The 23545-nt window shown below is 71.7% G+C and carries 17 protein-coding genes and 1 pseudogene; 4 read left to right on the plus strand and 14 right to left on the minus strand.

Annotated elements, in window-relative coordinates:
* Positions 1 to 108: 108 nt before the first annotated feature.
* Positions 109 to 525 carry an organic hydroperoxide resistance protein gene (locus NP777_RS26060; RefSeq protein ID WP_305890128.1) on the plus strand — a complete coding sequence of 139 codons (417 nt, stop codon included), beginning with the start codon at positions 109 to 111 and terminating at the stop codon, positions 523 to 525.
* A 98-nt stretch (positions 526 to 623) separates the two neighbouring features.
* Here the strand turns inward: NP777_RS26060 and NP777_RS26065 are convergent, their stop codons facing one another.
* The 3 genes from NP777_RS26065 to NP777_RS26075 form a co-directional block, all read right to left on the minus strand.
* Positions 624 to 1517 carry an esterase/lipase family protein gene (locus tag NP777_RS26065; RefSeq protein WP_256652623.1) on the minus strand — a complete coding sequence of 298 codons (894 nt, stop codon included), beginning with the start codon at positions 1515 to 1517 and terminating at the stop codon, positions 624 to 626.
* 230 nt (positions 1518 to 1747) lie between these two features.
* Complete coding sequence (locus NP777_RS26070; protein WP_391858578.1) at positions 1748 to 2842, minus strand: DNA polymerase Y family protein; 1095 nt, start codon at positions 2840 to 2842, stop codon at positions 1748 to 1750.
* A 38-nt stretch (positions 2843 to 2880) separates the two neighbouring features.
* Entirely contained in the window at positions 2881 to 6420 is a 3540-nt protein-coding gene (locus NP777_RS26075) for a DNA polymerase III subunit alpha (RefSeq protein WP_256652625.1), read from the minus strand.
* Positions 6421 to 6647: 227 nt separating this feature from the next.
* Between NP777_RS26075 and NP777_RS26080 the strand changes: the two genes are divergently transcribed.
* Positions 6648 to 7127, plus strand: a complete 480-nt coding sequence (locus tag NP777_RS26080; RefSeq protein WP_256652626.1) for a PPOX class F420-dependent oxidoreductase — start codon at positions 6648 to 6650, stop codon at positions 7125 to 7127.
* Between the two features lie 612 nt (positions 7128 to 7739).
* Positions 7740 to 8183, plus strand: a complete 444-nt coding sequence (locus tag NP777_RS26085) for a subtilase-type protease inhibitor (protein ID WP_256652627.1) — start codon at positions 7740 to 7742, stop codon at positions 8181 to 8183.
* Between the two features lie 195 nt (positions 8184 to 8378).
* Here NP777_RS26085 and NP777_RS26090 read toward each other — a convergent pair whose 3' ends face one another.
* From NP777_RS26090 to NP777_RS26130, 9 genes and pseudogenes are all read right to left on the minus strand, one after another.
* On the minus strand, positions 8379 to 9455 hold the full coding sequence (locus tag NP777_RS26090; RefSeq protein WP_256652628.1) for a S1 family peptidase: 1077 nt from the start codon (positions 9453 to 9455) through the stop codon (positions 8379 to 8381).
* A gap of 422 nt (positions 9456 to 9877) precedes the next feature.
* Positions 9878 to 10807 (minus strand): slipin family protein, encoded by a 930-nt coding sequence (locus tag NP777_RS26095; protein ID WP_256652629.1) that lies wholly within the window; start codon positions 10805 to 10807, stop codon positions 9878 to 9880.
* Positions 10808 to 11025: 218 nt separating this feature from the next.
* A complete protein-coding gene (locus NP777_RS26100) occupies positions 11026 to 11931 on the minus strand; it encodes a S1 family peptidase (RefSeq protein ID WP_256652630.1) in 906 nt (301 codons plus the stop codon).
* 315 nt (positions 11932 to 12246) lie between these two features.
* Positions 12247 to 12459: pseudogene (locus NP777_RS26105) on the minus strand (F420-dependent methylene-tetrahydromethanopterin reductase); the annotation flags it as partial.
* Positions 12460 to 12605: 146 nt separating this feature from the next.
* Entirely contained in the window at positions 12606 to 13568 is a 963-nt protein-coding gene (locus tag NP777_RS26110) for an ABC transporter substrate-binding protein (RefSeq protein ID WP_256652631.1), read from the minus strand.
* Between the two features lie 143 nt (positions 13569 to 13711).
* Positions 13712 to 14464 (minus strand): amino acid ABC transporter ATP-binding protein, encoded by a 753-nt coding sequence (locus NP777_RS26115; RefSeq protein ID WP_256652672.1) that lies wholly within the window; start codon positions 14462 to 14464, stop codon positions 13712 to 13714.
* A gap of 5 nt (positions 14465 to 14469) precedes the next feature.
* Positions 14470 to 15360: an amino acid ABC transporter permease gene (locus NP777_RS26120; RefSeq protein WP_256652632.1), complete on the minus strand. Its 891-nt coding sequence runs from the start codon at positions 15358 to 15360 to the stop codon at positions 14470 to 14472.
* Positions 15361 to 15518: 158 nt separating this feature from the next.
* Complete coding sequence (locus NP777_RS26125) at positions 15519 to 17555, minus strand: FAD/NAD(P)-binding protein (RefSeq protein WP_256652633.1); 2037 nt, start codon at positions 17553 to 17555, stop codon at positions 15519 to 15521.
* Between the two features lie 647 nt (positions 17556 to 18202).
* Positions 18203 to 19462: a DUF5685 family protein gene (locus NP777_RS26130; RefSeq protein ID WP_256652673.1), complete on the minus strand. Its 1260-nt coding sequence runs from the start codon at positions 19460 to 19462 to the stop codon at positions 18203 to 18205.
* Between the two features lie 233 nt (positions 19463 to 19695).
* On the opposite strand from NP777_RS26130, the gene NP777_RS26135 reads away from it, so the two are divergent.
* Complete coding sequence (locus NP777_RS26135; RefSeq protein WP_256652634.1) at positions 19696 to 20127, plus strand: cell division protein SepF; 432 nt, start codon at positions 19696 to 19698, stop codon at positions 20125 to 20127.
* A gap of 12 nt (positions 20128 to 20139) precedes the next feature.
* Here the strand turns inward: NP777_RS26135 and NP777_RS26140 are convergent, their stop codons facing one another.
* On the minus strand, positions 20140 to 21327 hold the full coding sequence (locus NP777_RS26140; protein WP_256652635.1) for an acyl-CoA dehydrogenase family protein: 1188 nt from the start codon (positions 21325 to 21327) through the stop codon (positions 20140 to 20142).
* Positions 21328 to 21694: 367 nt separating this feature from the next.
* On the minus strand, positions 21695 to 23473 hold the full coding sequence (locus NP777_RS26145; RefSeq protein WP_256652636.1) for an MFS transporter: 1779 nt from the start codon (positions 23471 to 23473) through the stop codon (positions 21695 to 21697).
* Positions 23474 to 23545 lie beyond the last annotated feature (72 nt).

The raw sequence follows: 23545 nt of genomic DNA on the forward strand, positions 1-23545 counted from the left end.
CCCTTTAGTTGTGCACAACTTAATTGTGTGCTCTACTTCTGCCCGGAGGCGGGGCACCCCGAGCCCCCACCTCCCTCCGACTGCCGGAACACGAAAGGGATGGTCTTCATGGACGCGCTCTACACCGCGGTGGCCACGGCCAACGGACGCGACGGCCGGGCCGTGAGCTCCGACGGACAGCTCGACCTGCCGCTGGCCATGCCGCCCGCCCTCGGCGGCAACGGCAAGGGCACCAACCCCGAGCAGCTGTTCGCCGCGGGCTACGCCGCCTGTTTCGCGTCCGCGCTCGGCCTCGTCGGCCGCCAGGCCAAGGTCGACACCAAGGACATCTCCGTCACCGCCGAGGTCGGCATCGGCAAGGACGCGGCGGACGACGGCTTCGGGCTCAAGGTGACGCTGCGCGTCGAGCTGCCGGACGAGCTGGAGAACGAGACCGGCCGCAAGCTGGTCGAGCAGGCGCACCAGGTGTGCCCGTACTCCAAGGCGACGCGGGGCAACATCGAGGTCGAGCTCGTCGCCGAGTAATCGGAGGCCGGCCGACCCGACGACGGGCGACGCGCCCTGCCTGTAAGGACCGAGGCAGGGCGCGTTATGACGTGCGCTTCATCCACTCGCTGTCAACCTCAGTCGTCCGACGCACACGTCGTCGGCGTGGCGTGTTCCGGATCGAGGGCGTTGACGGCCTCGTGGAACGCCAGACCGTCGGTCAGCCCGATGGTCAGGTGCTCGGAGATGTCGGTCGCGCACAGGTCCTGGATCACCACGTTCCTGACGTTCGGACCGGAGAGGAACTGCGCCCGGTAGGGCGTGGCGACCTCGTCGTACTTGGTCGAGATGACCGTGTAGCGCACTCCGGGGACGGTGTCGCCGCCCTCGTTGAGCCGCCGCAGGAAGTCCGAGCCGACCACCTGGTCCATCAGCCCCGGGGCGCCCTTGGCGATGATGTCGCCGGCCCCGGGGAAGTAGTCCAGCAGCTTCGTCAGCCCGGACAGGGTGGTTCCGTGGTTGGTGGGGGCGATGCCGACCAGGGCGTTCACCTTCGGCGCGCCACCGAGGAACTTGAGGTAGTAGCGGGGCATCATCCCGCCCTGCGAATGCCCGACCATGTCGACCTTGGCGGCGCCGGTGGCGGCGAGCACCCGGTCCACATAGGCGGACAGCTGCTTGGCGGACCGGTCGACCGGTCCCAGGCCATTGAACAGCGGGACGAGGGGCAGTTGGCCGTAGTCGAGGGAGAAGACGCAGTAACCCCGCTGGACCAGGTAGGGGGCGAAGCCCAGCCAGTTGTCGACGGAGTTGCCGAAGGTGCCGTGCACCAAGACGACGGGGCGGGGGTGTTGGGCCGAGGGCTTGCAGGAGTAGTTGTTCCAGCCGCTGCTCACCGCCTCCGACGCGGTGTCCGTGGCGAGCGCGGCGGTGGGGGTGGCCGCGGTCGCCGCGACCGCGAGGGCCAGGGCGGGCAGTAAGGTGCGGGTCTTGGTCTTCCGGATGCGCCGGATACGCCTCCAGGGCAGCATCACATGAACTCCTCGCTGGTGGGGGAGAGAGTTGCGCTGACGGTGCGCTTGCGCTGCGCCCTGCGATCCGGATCACAAGAGTGGTGCGCTCACTCGAAATTACGCGCGAGTAGCAAAGCCATCCAGCCATTCGTCAGTGAAGGAATGTCCACGCGATTTTCACGAGACGTCCAGGAATGCACCGGGTTACGCGAAGTGGGAAAACCAGTGGGACTGGTGGGATCCGCGGCCTACGCGACGTCGAGGAACCCGGCGGGCCGGACCGCGGAGACGCCGAAGCGGGCGCGGGCCCGGTCGGCGGCGGCCTCCAACCGGCGTGACTTCTCGTCCGCGGGGTCGAACGTCAGCTGGTGGGAGGCGAGTCCGGCGTCCGTCAGCCCCTCGACGCGCAGCGCCACGGACCGCACCCGGGCCCGCTGCAGCCCGAGCGCGTCATGCAGCGCGTACGCGACGGCGGTCAGCGCCGGGGTGTGGGCGGTCGGCTCGGTCAGGGTGCGGGTGCGGGTGGTCGTGGAGCGGTCGGCGTAGCGGACGGTGAGGCTGATCGCGGCCGCCACCTGCCCGCTCGTCCGCAGCCGGACGCCGAGCCCGTCGGCGAGGGTGAGCAGCGCGCGGCGACGGCGGACGGGGTCCAACTCGTCGCGGCGGAAGCGGTGTTCGGCGCCCATCGCACGGGCGGGGGCGTTCGGGGTGACCGGCGCCGGGTCGATCCCGCGCGCCCAGGCGTGGACGCGGCGCGCGGTCGCCGCGCCGAGGATCCGCTGGAGGGTGGACAGCGGCGCGGCGGCGATCCGCGCGGCGCTGTCCAGCCCGTACGTGCTCAGGGTGCGCGCGGTCGCGGGCCCCACCCCGGGCAGGGCGATGGCCGGCTTACGGGCCAGGAACGCGGCGACGGCGTCCGGATCGCCGGGAACGGTACGGACCGCGCCGGACTCAGGAGCGCCCTGAGCGCCCCGGGTCTCCTGGGCCTCGTGGGCGGCCATGCGCGCGAGCAGGGGGTTGGCGGCGACGCCGACGGTGCAGTCCACGCCGTACCGGGCCAGTGCCCGGACCCGTACGATCTCGGCCAGCCCCGCCGCGTCCCGCCCGAAGTACCGCAGCGCGCCCCGCACATCCGCGAGCGCGGCATCGGGCGGCAGCGCCTCGACGACCGGCGTCAGCTCGCCGAGCAGGGTGAGCAGCCCCTGGTAGACGTCCTCCCCGGGCACGGGGTGCCCCTGGTAGACGTCCTCCCCGGGCACGGGGTGGAACCGCACGTACAGCACATGCGGCACCTCGCCCACCCGCTCCGGGCCCACGGCCCGGCCGCCGCCCGGCAGGGCCATGTCCATCAGGCGGGTCGGGAAGGGGGGCCGGCCGGCGGTCATCCCGCGCTCCCCGGGCTGGAGTGCCACAGTTTGCGGCCGGTGGCGGCCTGGTCGCCCGCGGGCCGGAGGTCGGCCCAGGGGTGCATGGCGTAGCCGGTGGACATCTCGATGCGGCGGCCGGAGTCCGCCTCGGCCGTCTCCGGGCCCGCCCCCGCCAGTTCGGCGGCGACCGCCGCGAGGCCGCCCTCCTCCCTGAGCCGGGCCAGTTCGGCGAGGTTCCACACGGCCGAGCCGACGATGCTGAGGCTGCGCGGGCCGCGCCGCTGGACCACGCCGCGGACGAGCAGCAGCCAGGAGTGGAAGACGGTGTGCGCGCACGCCGCGTGGCTGTCGTCGAAGAAGGCGCAGTCGACCAGCCCCGTGCCGTCGTCGAGCGTGGTGAAGATGACCCGGCGCCCGGAGCGGATCGGCGGGGTCTGGGTGGCGGCCTTGGCGCCGGCGACGAGCACGACCTCCCCGTGCGGCGCGTCGCGCAGCCGCTTCGCGGGGATCGCGCCCAGCTCCTCCAGGAAGTCCCGGTGGTCGCCCATCAGATGGCGGGAGACGTCCATGCCGAGGATGCCGAGTTCGGCGCCGAGGCGTTCGTTCGCGTCGAGGTCGGGGAGCCCGGCGGGGGCGGCGGGGCCGGTTTCGGCCAGCGGAAGCTGACCCTCCGCGTTATGCCGGGCGGCGGCGCCCCGCTGCTGCCGGTGCAGCTCGGCGATCTGCAGCAGCAGATCGCGGCGGCTCGCGCCGAACGTGTCCAACGCGCCGACCTGGGCCAGCCGTTCGGCGACCGGCCGCCCGGGGTGGGCGCGCAGCCACAGGTCCTGGAGCGAGGAGTACGGCTGCCCGGCCGCGATCCGCTCGGTCTCGGCCTCGCTGATGCCATGGACGTCGCTCAGCGCCAGCCGGACACCGACGTCCTCCTTATGGCGGCCGTCACGTTTATCACGACTGTCATGAGAATCACCAGACGTCAGTTCGATTCGATAGGCGGCGCCCGATCGGTTCACATCCAGCGGCAGGATCGGCACCCCGCGCCGCCGCGCGTCCGCCAGCAGCAGCCGCTTCGGGTACATCCCGGGGTCATGGGTGAGCAGCCCGGCGTAGAAGGCGGCCGGATGGTGCGCCTTGAGCCAGGCGGACTGATACGTCGGGACCGCGAAGGCGACGGCGTGCGCCTTGCAGAAGCCGTACGAGCCGAACGCCTCGACGATCTCCCAGGTTCGCGCCAGCACCTCCGGCGGATAGCCCCGCTTCTCCGCCTCCGCGTGGAACCAGGCCCGCACCCGCCCCTGCCGCTCGGGGTCGGACAGGGCGCGCCGCGCCTCGTCGGCGAGGTCCCGTTCACATCCGGTCATGATCGACACGATCTTGATGATCTGCTCATGGAAGACCACGACCCCGTACGTCTCGCGCAGCGCGTCCTCCAGGTCCGGGTGCGGATAGCGCGGGGGCTTGCGGCCGTGCCGGGCGTCGATGAAGGGCCGGACCATGTCGGCGGCGACCGGGCCGGGCCGGAAAAGCGATATGTCGACCACGAGATCGTGGAAGGAGGTGGGCTGCAGCCTGCCGAGCAGATCGCGCTGGCCGGGCGATTCGATCTGGAAGCAGCCGAGGGTCTCGGTGGAGCGGATCAGGTCGTAGGTGGCCGAATCGCCGGGCCGGACCTGTCCGGGGTCGTCGATGTCCACGACCCGCCCGGTGGCCCGCCGGATCTCGGCGACCGCGTGCGCCATCGCGGACTGCATCCGCACCCCGAGGACATCCAGCTTGAGCAGTCCGAGCTCCTCCACGTCGTCCTTGTCGAACTGCGACATGGGGAAGCCCTCGCCGCTGGTCGGCACGATGGGCGTACGGGCCAGCAGCCCGGCGTCCGAGAGCAGCACCCCACAGGGGTGCATGGCGATGCCGCGGGGCAGCCCGTCGAGCGCCTCGACCAGCTCCCAGAACCTGCCGAAACGTTCCTGCTCGGCGGTCGCCTCTCGTAGCTCCCGCAGCTCGGGCAGTTCCGCGAGCGCCGCGCGGGCATCGCGGGCGCGGATGTGCGGGAAGGACTTGGCGAGCCGGTCCACCTCGGCCGGGTCCATGCCGAGCGCCGCGCCCACGTCCCGTACGGCGTGGCGCACCCGGTAGGTCTCGGGCATCGAGACGGTCGCGACCCGCTCCGGCCCGAACCGCTCGAAGATCGCGCGATAGACGTCGAGCCGGCGCGCCGACTCCACATCGATGTCGATATCGGGCAGCGCGGCCCGCCGCACCGACAGGAAGCGCTCCATCAGCAGGCCGTTGGCCACGGGGTCGGCATGGGCGATGCCCAGCAGATGGTTGACGAAGGATCCGGCGCCGGAGCCCCGGGCGGCCACCCGGATACCCAGCTCCCGGGTGTCGTCGACGACCTGCGCGACGGTGAGGAAGTACGAGGCGAAGCCGAGCCGTTCGATGGTGCGCAGCTCGTCCTCCAGCCGCTCCCAGCGCACCCGGTCGCGGTCGTACCCCCGCAGCACCATGGCGGCGGCGCAGCGCGACCGCAGCACCCGCTCGGCGCTCCGCCGCCCGGCCCCGACCAGCCGGGGCTCGGGGAAGTGGACGCTGCCCAGGCCGATGTGGTCCTCGGGGTCGACCAGGCACTCGGCGGCGGTGCGCCGGGTCTCCTCCAGCAGCCGGTGCGCGGCGTCCCGCCGCATCCCGGCCGCCTCCACGATCCGCTCGGCCGCCTTCGCCATGTCCCCGGGGCCCTTGAGCCAGCGCTCACCGCTGTCGAGCGCCCCCGGGGCGCGCGGGTCGATGGGGACGAGCCGGCGGGCCGCGTCCAGGACGTCGGCGACCGGCCCCTCCTCCGGGTCGGCGTAGCGCACGGCGTTGCTCAGCACGGCCGGGACGCCCTGCTCGGCGGCGAAGCCGACGGTGCGGGCGGCGAGCCGCAGCGAGCCCGGACCGGTGCCGGTGCGGCCGTGCCATACGGCCTCCAGCCGCAGCGCGTCGCCGAAGAGTTCGCGCCAGGGGGCGATCAGCCGGGCGGCCCGGTCGGGGCGCCCGGCGGCCAGGGCCCGGCCGACGTCGGAGTCCGGGCCGAGCAGCGCGGTCAGCGGGGCGAGCGCGCCGGGGTCGCTCACCAGATCGCGCCAGTGCAGCAGGGGCGGGCCCGCGCCGTTCGTCCGGGCGGTTCCGGGGTGGGCGAGCCCGGCGTGGGCGGCGGAGACCAGCCCGCACAGCGCGGCCCAGCCGGGCGCGCCGTCCCGGGCGAGGAAGACCACCCGGGGCGCGGACTCGTCGATGAAGGCCCCGCCGCGCACCGGGGTACGGCGCCGGGCGGTGCGCCCCGGCTCCGGGACCTCCTCCCGTACGGCGAGGTCCACCCCGAACAGCGGCCGCACCCCCGCGCGCTCACACGCCCGGGCGAACCGCACCGCTCCGGCGAGGCTGTCGCGGTCGGTCAGCGCGATCGCGTCCATACCGCGCTCGGCGGCACGCCGCGCCAGCCGCTCCGGGTGCGCGGCCCCGTACCGCATGGAGAACCCGGACGCGGTGTGCAGATGCGTGAAGCCTGGCATCCGCACCTCCCGCTGCTCACACCCCCTGACCGACCCCGCATGTCCCACGCCCCACCATAACCCCATTCTCGAACACGCGTGCGAGTCGGCTTCGAGGGCACCTCTCTCTCCACCATAAGCACCCAAAACGCCCGTTAATCCCGCGTGTCGCCTTGCGAACGCGGCACGCGGAAGCCGGTGGGTCGAATCGGTAGGCGGGCCACCGACCCGTGCGTATGCTGATCACCATGACGGAGGGATCCCTGCTCGATCTGCTACGGGAGCAGCGCACCGGCGCGCTCGTCACCCTCAAGCGGGACGGACGGCCACAGCTGTCCAACGTCGCCTTCACCTATGACCCCGCGACGCGCCTCATCCGGATCTCCGTCACCGACGACCGCGCCAAGACCCGCAATCTGCGCCGCGATCCGCGCGCGAGCTTCTACGTCACCAGCGCGGACCACTACTCCTATCTGGTGGCCGAGGGCGATGCCGAGCTGACGCCGGTCGCCGCCGACCCCCATGACTCCACCGCCGATGAGCTGGTGGAGGTCTACCGCGCGATCCAGGGCGACCATCCGGACTGGGAGGAGTTCCGCGCGGCGATGGTGGCCGAGCGACGGCTGGTGGTGCGGTTGCGCGCGGCGCGCGGCTACGGCTGGGGAAGCCGGACCGGACCCCTGAGCGGGGAGCTGGGCCAGAGCGGCCAGGGGTCCGACGGGCCTTGACGCCTGCGGCGGGCCGCTCCTCTCCCGCCCCTTCCCGAATACCAGGGGCTTCGCCCCTGGACCCCCGGGGCGCCGGGGCATCGACCCCGGGGGCGGGGGTCTGGGGCGAAGCCCCAGTTTCGGGAGAGGGCGGGGAGGGGCAAGCGTCGATACGCGGCTCCGCCGCGTGGTCCGCCGGACGCCCCCTGGGACGGCCCCGAGGGAGCCGCGGATTCCGGGCTCCGACCCCACTCCACCGGTCGGCTTGCCCTGGCAGGTTCTCGCCCTGGCGCGACACCCGACAGCCCTCACCCCAGAGGCATCACGAACATCACTCGATCTTGCTCACCTGAGCGCACTTGAATCGATTTGAGCGCCTAGGGCACCTCGCTGAGCACGCCATCCGCAGGAGCGCGAGACGGCGGACGGAGCCCTCCGAGGGGCGCAATGCGCGCGGCGCCGCGCACCCGGTCGCCACGCGGCGTTCCATGCCCGGACATCCACCGCACGCGACAATAAGCCACCGAACGACTACTTGTAGCGACCGGAAGTGCTCGATCGACGTGCGTTCCTGACGCGCACCGCGTAGAACTCCGTCCGGTATCTGCAACGACGAGCAAGGGAGTGTTCGAAATGCGGAAGACGACTGGGGCGATCGGGCTGGGAGCCGCACTGGCCGTGAGCGCCGTGCTGGGGATCGGCACGAGCGGCGCGGCGCACGCCGCGCCCGCCAAGCCGCAGAGCCTGTATCCGCCGTCCGCGCTGGTCCTGACCGTCGGCTGGGGGCCCGACGCGGCCACCACCGAGGTCCAGCGTGCGGTGACTCTGAGCTGTCGCCCCACCCCCACCGGTACCCACCCGGCCCCCACTCGGGCATGCGCCGAACTCCGCTCCGTGGGCGGCATGTTCGGCCAGCTGCGGACCGGGGCGGAGGCCGGCCGGGTGTGCACCAAGGAGTGGCACCCCATCACCGTCACCGCCGAGGGGATCTGGGACGGCCGCCGGGTGTCGTACGAGCACACCTTCGCGAACAACTGCTTCAAGAGCGCGGCCCCGACGACGGTCTTCGAGTTCTGATGGCCTGACCGGAAAGATGACCTGACCGGAAAAGGGGAAGGCCCCCGGACACCGTCCACGGGTGTCCGGGGGCCTGCCTCCGTTCACACGGGAGCGGACCGCGGAAGCGAACCGCTCACCGGGTGAGCCAGATCGGCCAGGTCGGCCAGAGCAGCCAGAGCAGCCAGATCGGCCAGATCGGCCAGATCGGCCAGGTCAGCCGATCTCGGCGCCGAACGCCTGCAGCGCCTCCGGCACCGGCTGGAAGAAGGTCTCGCCGCCCGAGGAGCAGTCACCGCTGCCGCCGGAGGTCAGACCCAGCGCCGTGTCGCCCGCGAAGAGCGCGCCGCCGCTGTCGCCGGGCTCGGCGCAGACGTTGGTCTGGATCAGCCCCTCGACCGACCCCTCCTGGTAGTTGACGGTCGCGTTGAGGCCGGTGACCTCGCCGTCGTGCACCTGGGTGGTGGAGCCGCTGCGCTGCACCTTCTGGCCGACGGTGGCGTCACCGGCCTTGGTGATCTCCTGGGAGCTGCCGTTGTAGAGGTCGACCGCGCTCGGGTGGTCGGTGTCCTTGGTGTACTTGACCAGGCCGTAGTCGTTACCGGGGAACTCGCTGCCCTCGTTGGTCCCGATCTCCTCACCGCCCTGCGAGTCCGACCAGCTGCTGATGGCCTCGGTGCAGTGACCGGCGGTCAGGAAGTACGGCTGGCCGCCCTTGACGACGTTGAACCCGAGCGAGCAGCGCCCACCGTCACCCCAGATGGCGTCGCCACCGGCGATGAAGGTGGAGAACTTCCCGGCCGAGCGCTTCACCTCGACCTTGTCGCCGAGCGCGTCGGCGACCTTGTTGAGGGTGGCCATGCGGGTGCCCTTGACGGAGCTGTCCGCGGTGACGACGACCTTGTTGCTTCTGGGGTCCACCGACCACGAGGTGCCGGGGATGGTGGCCTTCTGCTTCAGCGTCTCACGCGCCTTGCTCAGCTCGGCCAGGGTGTTCGTGACCACCTTGGCCTCGGCCCCGGCCTCCCGGACCTTGTCCACGACGCCCTTGTTGACCACGTTGACGACGAGCTTCTTGGCCTTGGCGTCGTAGTACGAACCCGCCGTGTCGCTCTTGAGCGAGGAGGTGAGCGTATTGGCGAGCTTTCCGGCGGCGCCGACCGAGAGGGTATCGGGCTGGGGCTCACCGGGGGCGGCGTTGGCGCTTTGCAGGGTGATGCCCGTGGCGACCAGGGCCGCTATGCCGGCTCCGGCGATGGCGACACGACGCTTGGGTATGCGGCGGTGCTTCAACTCTCTGCCTTCCAGTGGGGGGTTGGGCCCGTCGGCAGTGGGGTGCCAGGGGCCCGGAGGGCGTAACGGCATAGCGCTTCTCCCCACCTGGGGGCGCGTCCATGCCAATTTGCGCCGTCGAGTATTCCCATCACCACCGGGCGCGCACAAGGGCGCGTTCACGTCATGGGCGTGAAATTTACACTGCGGACTCATGTCCGGACATGGCGGTGCCCGCACACCTTCGAGGTGTACGGGCACCGAATCAGGTATCCGGACGAGCCGTCAAACCGGGCGGATCACCTCAAGGAATCCCCTCAAGGGACCTCCTCGGGGAATCCCCTCAATTGGGACCTCCTCGGGCAACCTCCTCGGGGAACCTCCTCGGGGGATTCCCTCGCGGGATTCCCCCGGGACTCCCGCCGGACATCACCTCCCACGGCTCATCGCTCGACCGTATGCGGCTCCGGCTCGCGCTCGGTGAGCGTCGGCATCGCCTGCCGCGCGGGCTGGGCCGGCTGGGCGGGCCGCTCGGGCGCGGCCTCCCGCTCCGGCGCGGCGGCCGGAACGCCGCCCTCCGCGCCGCCCTCGGCCCGGGCCGCCGCCGGGATCTCCTGCTGGCCCTTCTCCAGGAAGCGCAGCAGCTCGACCGGGATGGGCAGCACCAGTGTGGAGTTCTTCTCGGCGGCGACCGCCATCACCGTCTGGAGCAGCCGCAGCTGGAGCGCCGAGGGGGTGTCGGCCATCTGGGAGGCGGCCTCGGCCAGCTTCTTCGACGCCTGCAGCTCCGCGTCGGCGTTGATCACCCGGGCGCGGCGCTCCCGGTCGGCCTCCGCCTGGCGGGCCATCGACCGCTTCATGGTCTCCGGCAGCGACACGTCCTTGATCTCCACCCGGTCTATATGGACGCCCCATCCGACGGCCGGGCTGTCGATCATGAGCTCCAGGCCCTGGTTGAGCTTCTCCCGATTGGAGAGCAGGTCGTCCAGATCGCTCTTCCCGATGATCGACCGCAGCGAGGTCTGGGCCATCTGGGAGACGGCGAAGCGGTAGTCCTCCACCGCGATCAGCGCCTCGGCCGCGTCCACGACCTTGAAGTAGACGACGGCGTCGACCCGCACGGTCACATTGTCCCGGGTGATGCCCTCCTGAGCGGGGACGGGCATCGTCACGATCTGCATATTGACCTTCTGGAGCCGGTCGACGAACGGAGCGATCATGGTGAACCCCGGCCCCCGGATATCCGAGCGGAGCCTCCCGAGCCGGAAGACCACCCCCCGCTCGTACTGCTTGACCACCCGCGCCGCCGCCAGCACGCCCAGGGCGCAGAGGCAAGCCAGTACCACTATCAATGTCACGAGCGCATCGACCATCACGGCCACCTGCCGTCCGTATCGCGAACAATGCCCCGCATGGGGTACTGATATCCACGATAGTCCGCCCGTCGAACAGTGAGGAGGGCTGTGGAAAACCCCCGTCGGACCGCCCGGAACGACCTTCCCGATTGACGCGGAAAGCCCCCGTCCGGCAGCGCGGACGGGGGCTCTCGCTCAGTCTGGTGCGGTGCTGATCAGCGGAGGAACGGCGCCGATCAGTAGACGCTCACGCCGTACGCGTTCAGCGCCTCGACGACCGGCTGGAAGAACGTGGTGCCACCGGAGGTGCAGTTGCCGCTGCCGCCGGAGGTGAGGCCGAGGGCGGTGGAGCCGGCGTAGAGCGGGCCGCCGCTGTCGCCGGGCTCGGCGCACACGGTGGTCTGGATCATGCCGTAGACGATGTCGCCGTTGCCGTAGTTGACCGTGGCGTTCAGCGCGGTGACCCGGCCGCTGTGGATGCCGGTGGTGGAGCCGCGCCGGGTGACCGTCTGGCCCACGGTCGGGTTGGCGGCGCTGGTGATGTCCTGGCTGCCGACGGTGCCCTCGGGGCTGACCGAGCCGCTGTACCGGACCAGACCGTAGTCGTTGGTCGGGAAGCTGGAGCCGGCCGTCGGGCCGATGGTGGTGGAGTGGCTGGAGTTCGACCACCAGGTGCCGGCGCCGTCGGTGCAGTGACCGGCGGTGACGAAGTAGTTGGCCCCACTGCTGTTGCGCACGTTGAAGCCGAGGGAGCAGCGCCAGCTACTCGCGTAGATCGCGTCGCCGCCCGAGATCAGCTTCTGAATCTTGCCGGAGGTCCGCTTGACCTCGATCGCGTCGGCGTTCGCGCCGGCGCGGTTCTTGATCTTGGCTATCTCACTCTGGGACACCGTGCTGTCGGCGGTGACCACGAGCTTGTTGGTCCCCTTCTCGACATACCAGGCGGTGCCCGCGACATCGGACTCGAGGACGGCGCTGCTCGCCGACTTGGCCTCGGCCGCGCTGAAGGTGCGGGCGCCGTCGCTACCGGCGTAGGCGGCGGGGGCGGCAAGCGCCGTTCCGGCCACCAGGGCGGAGGTCGCGGCGATCAGGGCGATACGTCTCGCCTGCTTGCTGTGGGGGGCGTTGCGCTTGATCCTCAACTCTTCCTCCGGGGGAATCGGGGGTCCGCTTGGGTGGGCAGGCCCGTGAGGCGCAGTCAACGAGCACGCCGATATGACCGATTCGGCGTGCCCCTGACAAGCGCTTCCGGAAGTATTCGTGGCTCCGGGCGCAGCGCGCAAGAGGACAATTCGGAACAGCCTTCGGGCACACGCCACATAGCCCCGGCGGGTTCAGGCCGCCGGGGCTTGTGCTCCCATCCCCTTGGGTATCCGGTGAGACGGACCCGCGGGCGATCGGGTTCCGCTATGGCGCGGACATATCGGGTCCCGGTGGCCGGGCCGCCGCGCGGCCGCTCAGCCCCGCTCCCCCGGACGCGGAAGCCCCAGGTGGTCACGGAGTGTCGGACCGGTGTACGCGGTGCGGAACACCCCGCGCTCCGGTAGCGGCGGCACCACCCGGGCCACGAAGTCATCGAGCCCGCCGGGGGTCAGATGGGGCACGAGGATGAGGCCGTCGGCGGCGTCGGCGGCCACGAATCCCGCCATCTCCGCCGCGACCGCCTCCGGGAGCACACCGCCCTCGGCGAGTCGGGCGAGCTCGACGTGGTATGGCGCCTGGAACTGCCCGTCGCCGTCGATGGCGGCGGCCAGGTGCAGGGTGCCGGTCGGTACGGCCATGGTCGGGCCTTCCTCGTTCTTCGGGGGTCAGCGGGTCACGGCTTGGGCAGCCCGGGCGGGTTGATCTCGGACTTCTTCACCGCCTCGCTGGAGAGCCCCCACCGCTTCAGGACCTTGGCGTACGAACCGTCCTGGATCACGTGGTCCAGGGCCGCGGCATAGGCGTCGACCAGCCCGCTGCCCTTCTTGGTGGTGGCCGCGATCTTGCCCTGCACCTGGTCGCCACCGCCCGAGAAGCGGCCGATGATCTGGGTCTGGCCGGCCGAGGCGACATGGTAGGCGGAGGTGGGGTTCGGGCCGAAGTAGGCGTCGATACGGCCGGACTGGAGGGCGAGGTAGTAGTCGGTGTCCTTCTGGAAGTACTTGATGTCCACGGGCTTGCGGCCCGCCTTCTGGTTCTGTTTGCTCCAGTCGACCAGGATCTTCTCCTGGTTGGTGCCGGAGGCGACCGAAATCGTCTTGCCCGCGACGTCCTTGGGGCCCTTGACCCGCCAGGAGGTGCCCTTCTTGGCCTCGAAGGCGAGGTCGTCCAGCCGGTAGGTGGCGAAGTCGTACTTCTCCTTGCGCTCCTCGGTGACGGTGACATTGGAGAACACGCCGTCGAACTTGGAGCTGTCCAGGCCCACGAAGAGGTTCTCCCAGGAGACCGACTGGAAGTCGACCTTGAGCCCGAGGGTGTCGGCCACCAGCGTGGCGATGTCGAGCTCGGAGCCGATCCGGGTCTTGTCGTCGGTCGCGTAGAAGCCGAGCGGGGCGGAGGCGTCGGCGCTGCCTCCGATGCGCAGGGTGCCGCGCTTCCGGATCGCGGCCGGGACCTTCGCCGCGATCGAGTCGACCTTCTTGACTCTGACACGGTGCTGGTCAGGGCTGATGTTGATGGCGTTCTTCGAGCCCTTGGAGCCCACCGACTCCTGGACGTCGCCATCGCCGCAGCCGCCGAGCAGGGCGGAGGCGGTGAGCGCGGCGACGGCGGCGACGAGGGTGCGGCGGGTCTTCACGGGGGTGCTCCTTGCGTAGGTGAACATCGGCGGTCTGGCGGAGACCTGCGGTCTGCTGGACATCGGTGATCTCGTGAACATCGGTGATCTCGTGAACATCGGTGATCTCGTGGACCTCGGTGATCTCGTGAACATCGGTGGCCTCAGAGGACCTTGGAGAGGAATGCCTTGGTGCGCTCATGGCGTGGCGCGTCGAGCACCTCGGCGGGCGGGCCCTGCTCGACGATCCGGCCGCCGTCCATGAAGACGACGGTGTCGGCGACCTCCCGCGCGAAGCCGATCTCATGGGTGACGACGATCATCGTGGTGCCCTGGTGGGCCAGGTCCTTGATGACGTCGAGGACCTCACCGACCAGTTCGGGGTCGAGGGCGGAGGTCGGCTCGTCGAAGAGCAGCAGCTCGGGCTCCAGGGCGAGGGCGCGGGCGATCGCCACCCGCTGCTGCTGCCCACCGGAGAGCTGCCGGGGGTACGCGGCCGCCTTGTCGGCGAGACCGACCCGGGCGAGCAGCGTCTCGGCCGCGCGCACCGCCTCCTTCCGGGGGCAGCGCAACGCCGAGACCGGCGCCTCGACGATGTTCTCCAGCACCGTCAGATGCGGGAAGAGGTTGAAGTTCTGGAACACGAAGCCGATCCGGGTGCGCTGCTTGAGGATCTCGCGTTCACGCAGCTCGTAGAGGCGGTCGCCCTGGCGGCGGTAGCCGACCAGCGAACCGGCGACGCTGATCCAGCCGCTGTCCACCTTCTCCAGGTGGTTGATGGCGCGCAGCAGGGTGGACTTGCCGGAGCCGGAGGGGCCGAGGACGACGGCCACCTCTCCGGAGCGCACCTCCAGGTCGATGCCGCGCAGCACCTGGAGCGACCCGAAGCTCTTGTGGACGGAGCGGATGTCGACCATGGCGGTCATCGGGTGGCTCCCCGCGAGAAGTGGCGCTCGACGTAGTACTGCGCGACCGAGAGCACGGTGGTCAGGATGATGTACCAGACGGTCGCGACCATCAGCAGCGGCACGACCCGGCCGTTGCGTCCGTAGATGACCTGCACCTGGTAGAAGAGCTCGCCGATCGCCATGACGGAGACGATCGAGGTGCCCTTGAAGAGCGAGATCACCTCGTTGGCGGCGTTCGGCAGGATCGATCGCATCGCCTGCGGGAGCACGATCCGGCGCAGCTGCCGCAGCCGGGGGATGCCGAGCGCGGCCGCCGCCTCCAGCTGTCCGCCGTCCACGGCGAGGACGCCGCCGCGCACGATCTCCGCCGCGTAGGCCGCCTGGTGGAGGGCGAGTCCGAGCACCGCCGCGCTCATCGCCCCGACCAGACCCGCGGTGTCGAAGGAGAAGAAGCCGGGGCCGAACGGGATGCCGAAGTCCAGCCGCTTGTAGAGATAGGTGAGGTTGAACCAGAAGAGCAGCTGGACGATGAGCGGGATGGAGCGGAACGCCCAGATGTAGGTGAAGGCGACCGACTTCAGAAAGGGGCTCCGGGACAGCCGCATGAAGGCGAGGACGATGCCGAGGGCGAAGCCGAGCGCGGTTCCGTAGAAGGTGAGCTGGATGGTGATCCAGACCGCCTTGAGGATGGTCCGGGTGGTGAAGAAGTCGGCGAAGACGTCCCACTCCCAGCCGGGATTGGTGATCAGGCCGTGGGCGAACTGGGCCACCAGGACGGCGGTGACGACGACGGCGACCCAGCGCCAGGGGTGGCGTACCGGGACGACCTTGAGTGCGGAGTAGTCCTCGCGTTCGGCGCCGCTTGCGGTGGCCTTGCCGACGGGTGGATCGGAGGTCAGGGACATGGAGGGTCCTTCGAGGGGAGCGGAGGGTCGTGCGGGGGATGATTCCGGAGGGGTGGCTTCCGGGAGGGGTGGCTTCCGGGAGGGGCGCTCAGGCGGTGAAGCTCAGGCGGTGCGGCTCGGGCGATGCGGCTCGAGCGGTGAAGCTCAGGCAGCGCGGCTCAGGCGGTGACCGTGGCGCGACAGGACAGCTCGCGCAGACAGCGCAGCAGGGCGCGTGCGGTGGCGTCGTTCTGCCGGAACGCGGGCGCGTTGGTACCGGGCCGGGCGAAGGCGCCCGAGGCGCGGGCGTCGGTGTGCGGGCCGAGCGCGAAGCGGCGCGGATGCGGGCGGCCAGCCCGGTCCAGGATCCGGGCGTCGGCGGGGCTGACGGCGAGCAGTCCGGCCGGGGTGGCGGCGGCGCCGTCGCGGTGCAGGGAGCGCAGCAGGGTGTCGCGGGAGCGGTCCACGGTCGGCTCCGGCAGCCGGGCCTCGACCAGCGCACGGGCCTCGACGGCATGGCCGGGCACACTGGCGGAGCTCGCCCGGAACACCCCGCGCACCGGATCGGTGGTCACGGTCGTCTCGGCACCGAGGAAGCGGACCACTCCGGCGCGGGAGAGCGCGAGCAGCTGCTCCAGCCGTGGCCCCGGCGGGCCGGAGGCGAGGAAGCTGAAGAAGCCGTGCCACCAGCCGCCGATGTCGCCGAGCCGGATCAGCTGGCCGTAGACGGAGAGCAGGGCGAGGAAGACGGCCAGGTCGGGGCTGTGCGCGGGGTCGTGGCGGCGGGCGAGGTCGGCCTCGATATGGCCGCGCAGCGCCTGCTGCAGTGCCTCGGGGTCGCCGAACCGCAGCCCGGCCAGGGGGTGGTCGAGGGTATCGAGGTCGAGCCGGTCGGCCGGGTCGGGGACGGCCGCGGCGACCAGGACGTCCAGGTCGGGGCTGCCGGGCGGGCAGGCGGCGTACTTCTCCTCGAACGCGGACCACTCCCCGGCCACACGCTCCGGATGGGCGGTGAACAGCCGGTGGTAGTGGGCGAACCCCAGCTCCTTGGCGATCAGCGGCCAGACATCGCGCCGGAAGTCCGGCCGCCCGGGGCGCGCGAGCAGTGCGTCCACCTCGGCGGGGCCGAAGAAGCGCGGCACCGGGGGCCGCTCACCGCTCAGCGAGTAGCCGATCTTGGCGTGGTACGGCACGCCGCGCCGCGAACCGGCGTACAGCACGGGCTCGCGGCCGGACGGCCGGTAGACCAACTCGCCGTCCGCGCCGCGCTCATAGCGTCCGCCGCGCCCCTCGGTGAGCAGCACCATCAGATCGACGAAGGCGAGGCCGAGGCCGCGTACGATCACCGGCTCGCCGGGGCGCAGCGCGTTCACATCGCTGTCTGCGGTGTACTCCGGTGGGAAGTGGATCAGTTGGTGCTCGGCGGCGAACGCGGTGAGGGCCCGCTGCTCGGCGTCGGGTTCGGCGTCGAGGTGGCCGAGGGCGAGGATCACGGCGTCGGCGGTGAGCGGCGCGGTCCGCCCCTCCAGCCACACCTGCTGCCGTCCGTCGCGCGGCCCGGTGACACGTACGGCCCGGTCCCGGTGCTCATGGACGGTGGTGCCGGGCGGCAGATCGGCCACCGCCCGCTCGTACACCCAGCGCAGATAGGCGCTCTGCAGCCGTCTGGTGGCGAAGCTGCGCCCGGTCAGGGCGGCGGCCTCGGCGGCGAGTTCGGACGGCAGGGCATGCGGCGGCTCGCCGCCGCGGGCCTCACGGACCTCACGGACCTCGCGGGCCTCGCGGGCCTCACGGATCTCACGGACCTCACGGGCCTCACGGGCCTCGCGGGCCTCGCGGGCCCATTCGGCGAGGGAGGGGCCGGGACGTATCGGGCCTTCGCGCTCCACCGACTCGTCGGTGAACATGGTGACGTCCTCGGCCATGGAGTTCATCCACAGCAGCGGGGACTGGTCGGGACGCCAGATGCGGCCACCGCCGGGCGGATGCGGATCGACCAGGTGCAGTTCGAACGGGGTGCCGTCGCCGTACAGCCCGGGGGCGTTGGCGGCGATGCGCTCGATCAGACCGGTGGCACGCGGGCCCGCGCCGACGATGACGACCGTGGCGGGCGGGACGACCGTGGCAGGTGGGACGACCGTGCCGGGTGGGACGACCGTGGCGGGTGCTCGGAAGGGGTGGTCCGGATGCGCGGGATGGTCCGGGTTCGCGGACATGCGGAGGCTCCGTGAGTTCTGAAGTGAACACACGCACGGCCTTCACACACGCCGAGCCCCTCAGCTCGACTACGGCCGGGCCCCTCAGCCCGGTATGCGAGCCTCTCGGCCCGGCATGGGCCCGAGAGTAGGACGACCCCACGGTGCGCTGTCAAGACTGTCCGAAGTGTGAACAGCGCGTCTCACCAGAGTTGACGAGGAAGCGGAAGGCTGCTCCACTTGCCCCATGGACTCATGGCAGCGACTGGTCACGCGCGACCACATCGACTTCGGTCGGGTGTGGTCGTCGTCCTGTTCGGGCTGACCGCCCGCCTCCGCTGCCGTAGGGGGACTCCCCTCCCCAGCGCTTCGAGGCTTCGCCCGCGCCCGCCGGGTTCCCTCCCCGGTGCGGCCGCAGCACATCCGCGTCGTCACGCGCCTTCGGCCTTCCCACACACGTCAGTGCTCCACCCCTCCCCTCACCCTCAGTCCAGCTTTCGGCCACAGAGTGTCCGGCAGACCAGGATGCATTCCCCTCCCCGCCCCTTCCCGCAGCATCCATTTGCGGCTCCGCCACGTGGAAGGGGGCTCCGCCCCCGGTTTCGGGACGGGGCGGGGAGGGGAGCAGCCCGCCGCAGGCGTCCAGCTCCGCCGGACACCCCTGGCGGCTAACAGTCGCAGCCGCAGTCACACCCATCACAGCAGTCACAGCTACAGCAGTCGCCGCAGTTGCCGCAGCAGTCACAACAGTCGCAGCAGTCATCGCACTTATGGCACAGGCCCTCGCGCGGCTGCCCGGTCCACGGGTCGTGGTACGGATCGCGGCAGCACACCTGGCAGGTGCAGCAGAGCCCGGTCCACACCAGGCAGCCCGCGATCAGTCCCCGCCGCCGGCCGTGCGGCGGCTCCGGAGGCGCGCCGCCGGGGCCTCCCGGGTTGATCCACGGCGACTGCGGCGGCCCGTAGGAGGACTCCGGGGTGCCCGGGGTGTCCTGGGTGCCCGGGGTGTCCTGGGCGCCCGCGCCCTGCGTACCCGCGCCCTGGCCGCTGGTGTGCGCACAGCCAGTGGTGCCGAAGGCGCGGTCGACCGCGCGCCCCAACTCGTGGACCAGCAGTACGTGGGCGAGCCGCCCGGAGCCCTCGCCCGCGAATTCGGTGTCCTTGAGCGCCAGCCGTACCCCGTGCACCGCGTCGTCGCACAGCCTGCGGACCTCGGCGAGGTCGGTCCCGGTGGCCGCGATCGGGTTCCAGGCACCCGTCTCGGCGTCCTCGGCCAGGTCCTCCACCGCGTCCAGCAGATGCGCCAGCCGTCCGAAGAGCCGGCCCGCCTCCTCCAGCGGGGCCCGGTTGCCGGGCCGCCCGGCCAGTACGGCGGTGTGCCCGAAGGCCGCGGCGGTCGCGGTCTCGGTGGGCTCGGTGACGGTCAGCAGCGGGGTGCCGGGGCCCGCGAGGGACTCCAGCTCCTCCTGCCGGCCGACCGCGTCGAGCAGCAGCGCGGTGTCGAAGCCGAGCGCGGCGCCGCTGCGCTCCCCCGCCCGGTCCCACCGCCCGGCCACCCGGCGGGCGGCCGCGGCGACCGGCCGCCGGGCCAACGCCCCGTCGCCGTCCGCCACATGGTCGCGCACCTTCGCCGAGGCCAGCACCAGCGAGACGGTGGCCGCGAGACGCGCCCCCTCGCCCTGGGCGACCGACGCCGTTCGCATCCCGCGCAGCGGACAGGGCCCGGCCGTCCGCCGCCAGCCCTCCGACCGCCCCGCCTGGGCCTCCACCAGCACCGATATCACCAGGCCGTCGTAATTGGTGGCGATGCGGGCGAACTGCCCGTGGTCACCCCGCAACGCGAGGCACAGCCCGCACAAATGCGCCATCCACTCGGTGCGCAGGTTTTCCGACAGCCGATGCCGACAAGGCCGGATAATGCCAAACACCACGATCCCCGTTCACCCATACGTCCCCGACGTCACCCGTCCGGCAGCGGCGGAGTCTACCCACTGCCCCGTCAGCCCCCGTAAGCAGGTGGAACTCTGATATGGCGCCAGCCGTTGTGCACCAGTAACGTCACGAATCCCCTGTGCGGCCGCAATCCACGTGGCAGACCATCCGCATCATGGACGACCATAGAGGGGCGGACGGTACACACCATCAGGGAGAGGAGGCGTCCATGGGATCGGTACGCAAGGCAAGTGCCTGGCTTGGCCTCGTCGACGACAGCGATGACGAGCGCTACTACGACGACGACTACGCCGAGGGGTCCGAGCCCGGCGACTCCTGGATGACCGACCCGCGAGCGCGGGTGGCCGACGAGACCGCGCGGGACCAGGGCACTCGGATCGCCACGGTCACCCCGGACGGATTCCGGGACGCCCGCGGCATCGGCGAGCTGTTCCGGGAGGGCGTACCGGTCATCGTCAATCTCACGACGATGGAGTCCGCCGACGCCAAGCGCGTGGTGGATTTCATGGCCGGGCTGATCTTCGGGCTGCGGGGCTCGATCGACCGGGTGGCCAACCGCGTCTTCCTCCTCACCCCGGCCGACTACCAGATCATCAGCGGTCAGTCCGGCCATGCCACGGGCTTTTTCAATCAGAGCTAGCCCCGGGGCCGCTCACCGGAAGGCGTCGATTCCGGTGAGCGCCTTGCCCAGCACCAGTTGGTGCATTTCGACGGTGCCCTCATAGGTGAGCACGGACTCCAGATTCGTGGCGTGCCGCATCACCGGATACTCCAGTGAGATCCCGTTGGCGCCCAGAATCGTCCGGGCCGTACGGCAGATCTCGATCGCCTCCCGCACATTGTTCAGCTTGCCGAAGCTGACCTGCTCGGGGCGGAGCCGCCCCGCCGCCAAGCGCCGCCCCAGATGGTGGGCGAGCAGCACCCCCTTGTGGAGCTCCAGCGCCATATCGGCCAGCTTGGCCTGGGTGAGCTGGAAGCCGCCGATCGGCCGGCCGAACTGCTCGCGCTCCCGCGCGTAGTCCAGGGCCGACTCGAACGCGGAGCGGGCCGCGCCCATCGATCCCCAGATGATGCCGTAGCGGGCGTGGCTCAGACAGCTCAGCGGCCCGCGCAGGCCGGTGACCTCGGGCAGCACCGCGTCGGCGGGCAGCCGCACCTCGTCCAGGACCAGCTCGCTGGTGACGGAGGCGCGCAGCGACCACTTGTGCTTGATGTCGGGGGCCGAGAAGCCGGGCGTGTCGGTGGGGACGACGAAGCCGCGGATGCCCTCGTCGGTGCGGGCCCACACCACGGCGACCCCGGCCACCGAGCCATTGGTGATCCACATCTTGCGGCCGGTGAGCACCCAGTCCGAGCCGTCCCGCTTGGCGTAGGTGCGCATCCCGGCCGGGTCGGAGCCGTGGTCGGGCTCGGTCAGCCCGAAGCAGCCGATGACCTCGCCGGAGGCCATCCGGGGCAGCCACCGCTCCTTCTGCTCCTCGGAGCCGAAGCGGTGGATGGCGTACATGGACAGGGAGCCCTGCACCGACATCAGGGAGCGGATCCCGGAGTCGGCGGCCTCCAGCTCCAGACAGGCCAGGCCGTACTGGATCGGGCTCGCGCCCGCGCAGCCGTAGCCGGTGAGGGACATCCCGAGCGCGCCGAGGGAGCCGAGCTCCCGGGCCAGCTCGCGGATGCCGGGCACCTCGCCGCGCTCGTACCAGTCGGCGATGTGCGGCAGCACGCGGTCGGCGGCCCACTGCCGCATGGTGTCCCGGACCGCGAGGTCCTCGGGGTCGAGGAGATCGTCGAGCCCCAGCGGGTCGCGCGGATCGAACGACGGCAGGGTGCCAGCGGACATGGGTGGCGGCCTCCGGTGGATGCGGTTCCGGGTACGCCGGGCGCGTACCGGCCGCCGGGGCGCGTCCTCTCGCCCGGCGGCCGGGTTGATCAACCCGGCCGATCCGACGCTACGACCGGGTAACCCCCGGCGTCCAGACCTGCTCACGCCGGGTCATCAGGGGCCGGGCAGCACTCGGGCAGGCTACGGGGGCACTCGGGCGGGACCCAGAGGGCTGGCCCGGGGTCGGGCCGGGGGCGGTCAGGGCTCAGGGGGCCGGGGCCGGGGGCGGTCAGGACCGGTCAGGACTCAGGGGGCCGGGCCGGGGCCAGGGGCGGTCAGGACTCGGGCGGGGCTCAGGGACCGGCCCGGCTCGAACCGGAGTCGGTCAGGACTCGGCGGCCACGGTGGCACGGTCGAGGCGGGCCGGGGCGTCCGTGCCGTCCGGGCCCTGCTGCTCCGCCGGACCCTGCCGGTCCGCCGGGCCCTGCCGGTCCGCCGGGCCCTGCCGGTCCGCCGGGCCCTGCCGGTCCGCCGGGCCCCGCTGGTCCGCCCTCGCCTGCTGGTCGGCCGATGCCTGGCTGGACTCCTCGTCGTCGGCGGCGCACTCCATGACCCTGGGCAGCCGTAGCGCGGCCAGCGCGCCGAGCAGCAGCAGCCCGGCGCTGACCGCGAGCGTGACGTGCAGTCCATGGACGAAGGCGGCGCGGGAGGCCGAGCGCAGGGCCTCCCCGGCGTGCCCGCCGAGCCGGTCGGAGACCTTGTACGCGGCGCCCAGCGACTGGCTGGCATCGGAGCTGGCGGAGGCGGGGACGCCGGGCACCGAGGAGACGCCGGGCTTGTAGGCGGCGTTCATGACGCTGCCGAGGAGGGCGATGCCGATCCCGGCGCCGAGCTGGTAGGAGGTCTCGCCGATGGCGGCCGCGCCGCCCGCGGACCCGGCCGACGCCTCGTTGAGCATGGACTCGTACGCGCTGAAGAGCGTGGTCTCCAGGCCGAAGCCCAGGACGATGAAGCCGCCGACGAGCACGGCGGGCCGGTCGGACAGGCCCATGGCGGTGAGCGAGAGCACGGCGAGGGCGGTGAGCGCGAAGCCGACCACGACCATGACCCGGGGGCCGAGCCACTGGAGCATCCGGGACCCCACGAGCCCGGCGGCCATGGCGGCGAAGGTGAGCGGCAGCAGCCGCAGACCCGTCTCGAGCGGGGTGAGCCCGAGCACGAGCTGGAGGTACTGGGCGGCTATCAGCTCCAGGCCGACGAGCGCCAGCAGGGCGAGCACGATACAGCCGACGGAGATCGAGAAGGCGGGCCTGGCGAACAGCTTGAGGTCCACCAGCGGATGCGTACGGCGGCGCTGGCGGCGGACGAAGAGCACCAGCAGCACCACCCCGATCAGCACCGGGGCGGCGGTCACGGCGTCCAGCGGCCCCGCGCCGCTGCCCACCCGCTTGACGCCGAGGACGACGCAGAACAGCCCGCACGCGGCCATGACCGCGCCCAGCACGTCCCAGGGGCCGTTCTTGTCGCCGGTGGACTCCGGCAGCAGCCAGCGGCCGACGGGCAGCGCCACGATCATCAGGGGGAGGTTGACCAGGAAGACCGAGCCCCACCAGAAGTTCTCCACCAGGAAGCCGCCGAGCAGCGGGCCGACGGCCGCGCCGACGGCGGCGACCGCGCTCCAGATGCCTATCGCCAGCGCCCGCTCCCGGCGGTCCGGGAAGACCTGGCGCAGTATCGACAGGGTGGCAGGCATGATCATCGCGCCGCCGACGCCCAGCAGGGCGCGGGCCACGATGAGGATCTGGGGGTTGGGGGCGAAGGCGGCGATCGCGGAAGCGGCGCCGAAGAGCGCGTAGCCGAGCAGCAGGACACGTCGTCTGCCGACGCGGTCGCCGAGGGTGCCGAAGAGGATCAGCAGCGAGGCGCAGACCAGTGGGTAGACGTCCACGATCCACAGCAGTTCGATCGCGCCGGGGCGCAGATCCTCGGTCACGGCCGGGACCGCGACATGGAGCACGGTCGCGTCCACGGCGACGAGCAGCAGGCTGACGCAGAGCACGAGGAGCACGACCCAGCGGTTGGCGCCACCGCTCGCCTCGGTGCCGCGCCATTGCCGGGGAACGCCCGCCGTCCGCCGATTGCCGGCCGTGGTCGTCCCGGACATGTACGCACCTCCCTGGGTCTTGCGCTCGCGGTCCGCCGTCGTGAGGGCGGTACGTCACGTCGTAGGGACGTC

The organism is Streptomyces rugosispiralis, from assembly GCF_024505145.1.
GTDB lineage: Bacteria > Actinomycetota > Actinomycetes > Streptomycetales > Streptomycetaceae > Streptomyces > Streptomyces rugosispiralis.

Bases quoted from the DNA above. Each gene is read 5' to 3' on its own strand.
- NP777_RS26060 (WP_305890128.1), top strand. From the start codon at position 109: ATGGACGCGCTCTACACCGCGGTGGCCACGGCCAACGGACGCGACGGC.
- NP777_RS26065 (WP_256652623.1), bottom strand. From the start codon at position 1,517: ATGCTGCCCTGGAGGCGTATCCGGCGCATCCGGAAGACCAAGACCCGC.
- NP777_RS26070 (WP_391858578.1), bottom strand. From the start codon at position 2,842: ATGGCCCTGCCGGGCGGCGGCCGGGCCGTGGGCCCGGAGCGGGTGGGC.
- NP777_RS26075 (WP_256652625.1), bottom strand. From the start codon at position 6,420: ATGCCAGGCTTCACGCATCTGCACACCGCGTCCGGGTTCTCCATGCGG.
- NP777_RS26080 (WP_256652626.1), top strand. From the start codon at position 6,648: ATGACGGAGGGATCCCTGCTCGATCTGCTACGGGAGCAGCGCACCGGC.
- NP777_RS26085 (WP_256652627.1), top strand. From the start codon at position 7,740: ATGCGGAAGACGACTGGGGCGATCGGGCTGGGAGCCGCACTGGCCGTG.
- NP777_RS26095 (WP_256652629.1), bottom strand. From the start codon at position 10,807: ATGGTCGATGCGCTCGTGACATTGATAGTGGTACTGGCTTGCCTCTGC.
- NP777_RS26115 (WP_256652672.1), bottom strand. From the start codon at position 14,464: ATGGTCGACATCCGCTCCGTCCACAAGAGCTTCGGGTCGCTCCAGGTG.
- NP777_RS26120 (WP_256652632.1), bottom strand. From the start codon at position 15,360: ATGTCCCTGACCTCCGATCCACCCGTCGGCAAGGCCACCGCAAGCGGC.
- NP777_RS26125 (WP_256652633.1), bottom strand. From the start codon at position 17,555: ATGTCCGCGAACCCGGACCATCCCGCGCATCCGGACCACCCCTTCCGA.
- NP777_RS26135 (WP_256652634.1), top strand. From the start codon at position 19,696: ATGGGATCGGTACGCAAGGCAAGTGCCTGGCTTGGCCTCGTCGACGAC.
- NP777_RS26140 (WP_256652635.1), bottom strand. From the start codon at position 21,327: ATGTCCGCTGGCACCCTGCCGTCGTTCGATCCGCGCGACCCGCTGGGG.
- NP777_RS26145 (WP_256652636.1), bottom strand. From the start codon at position 23,473: ATGTCCGGGACGACCACGGCCGGCAATCGGCGGACGGCGGGCGTTCCC.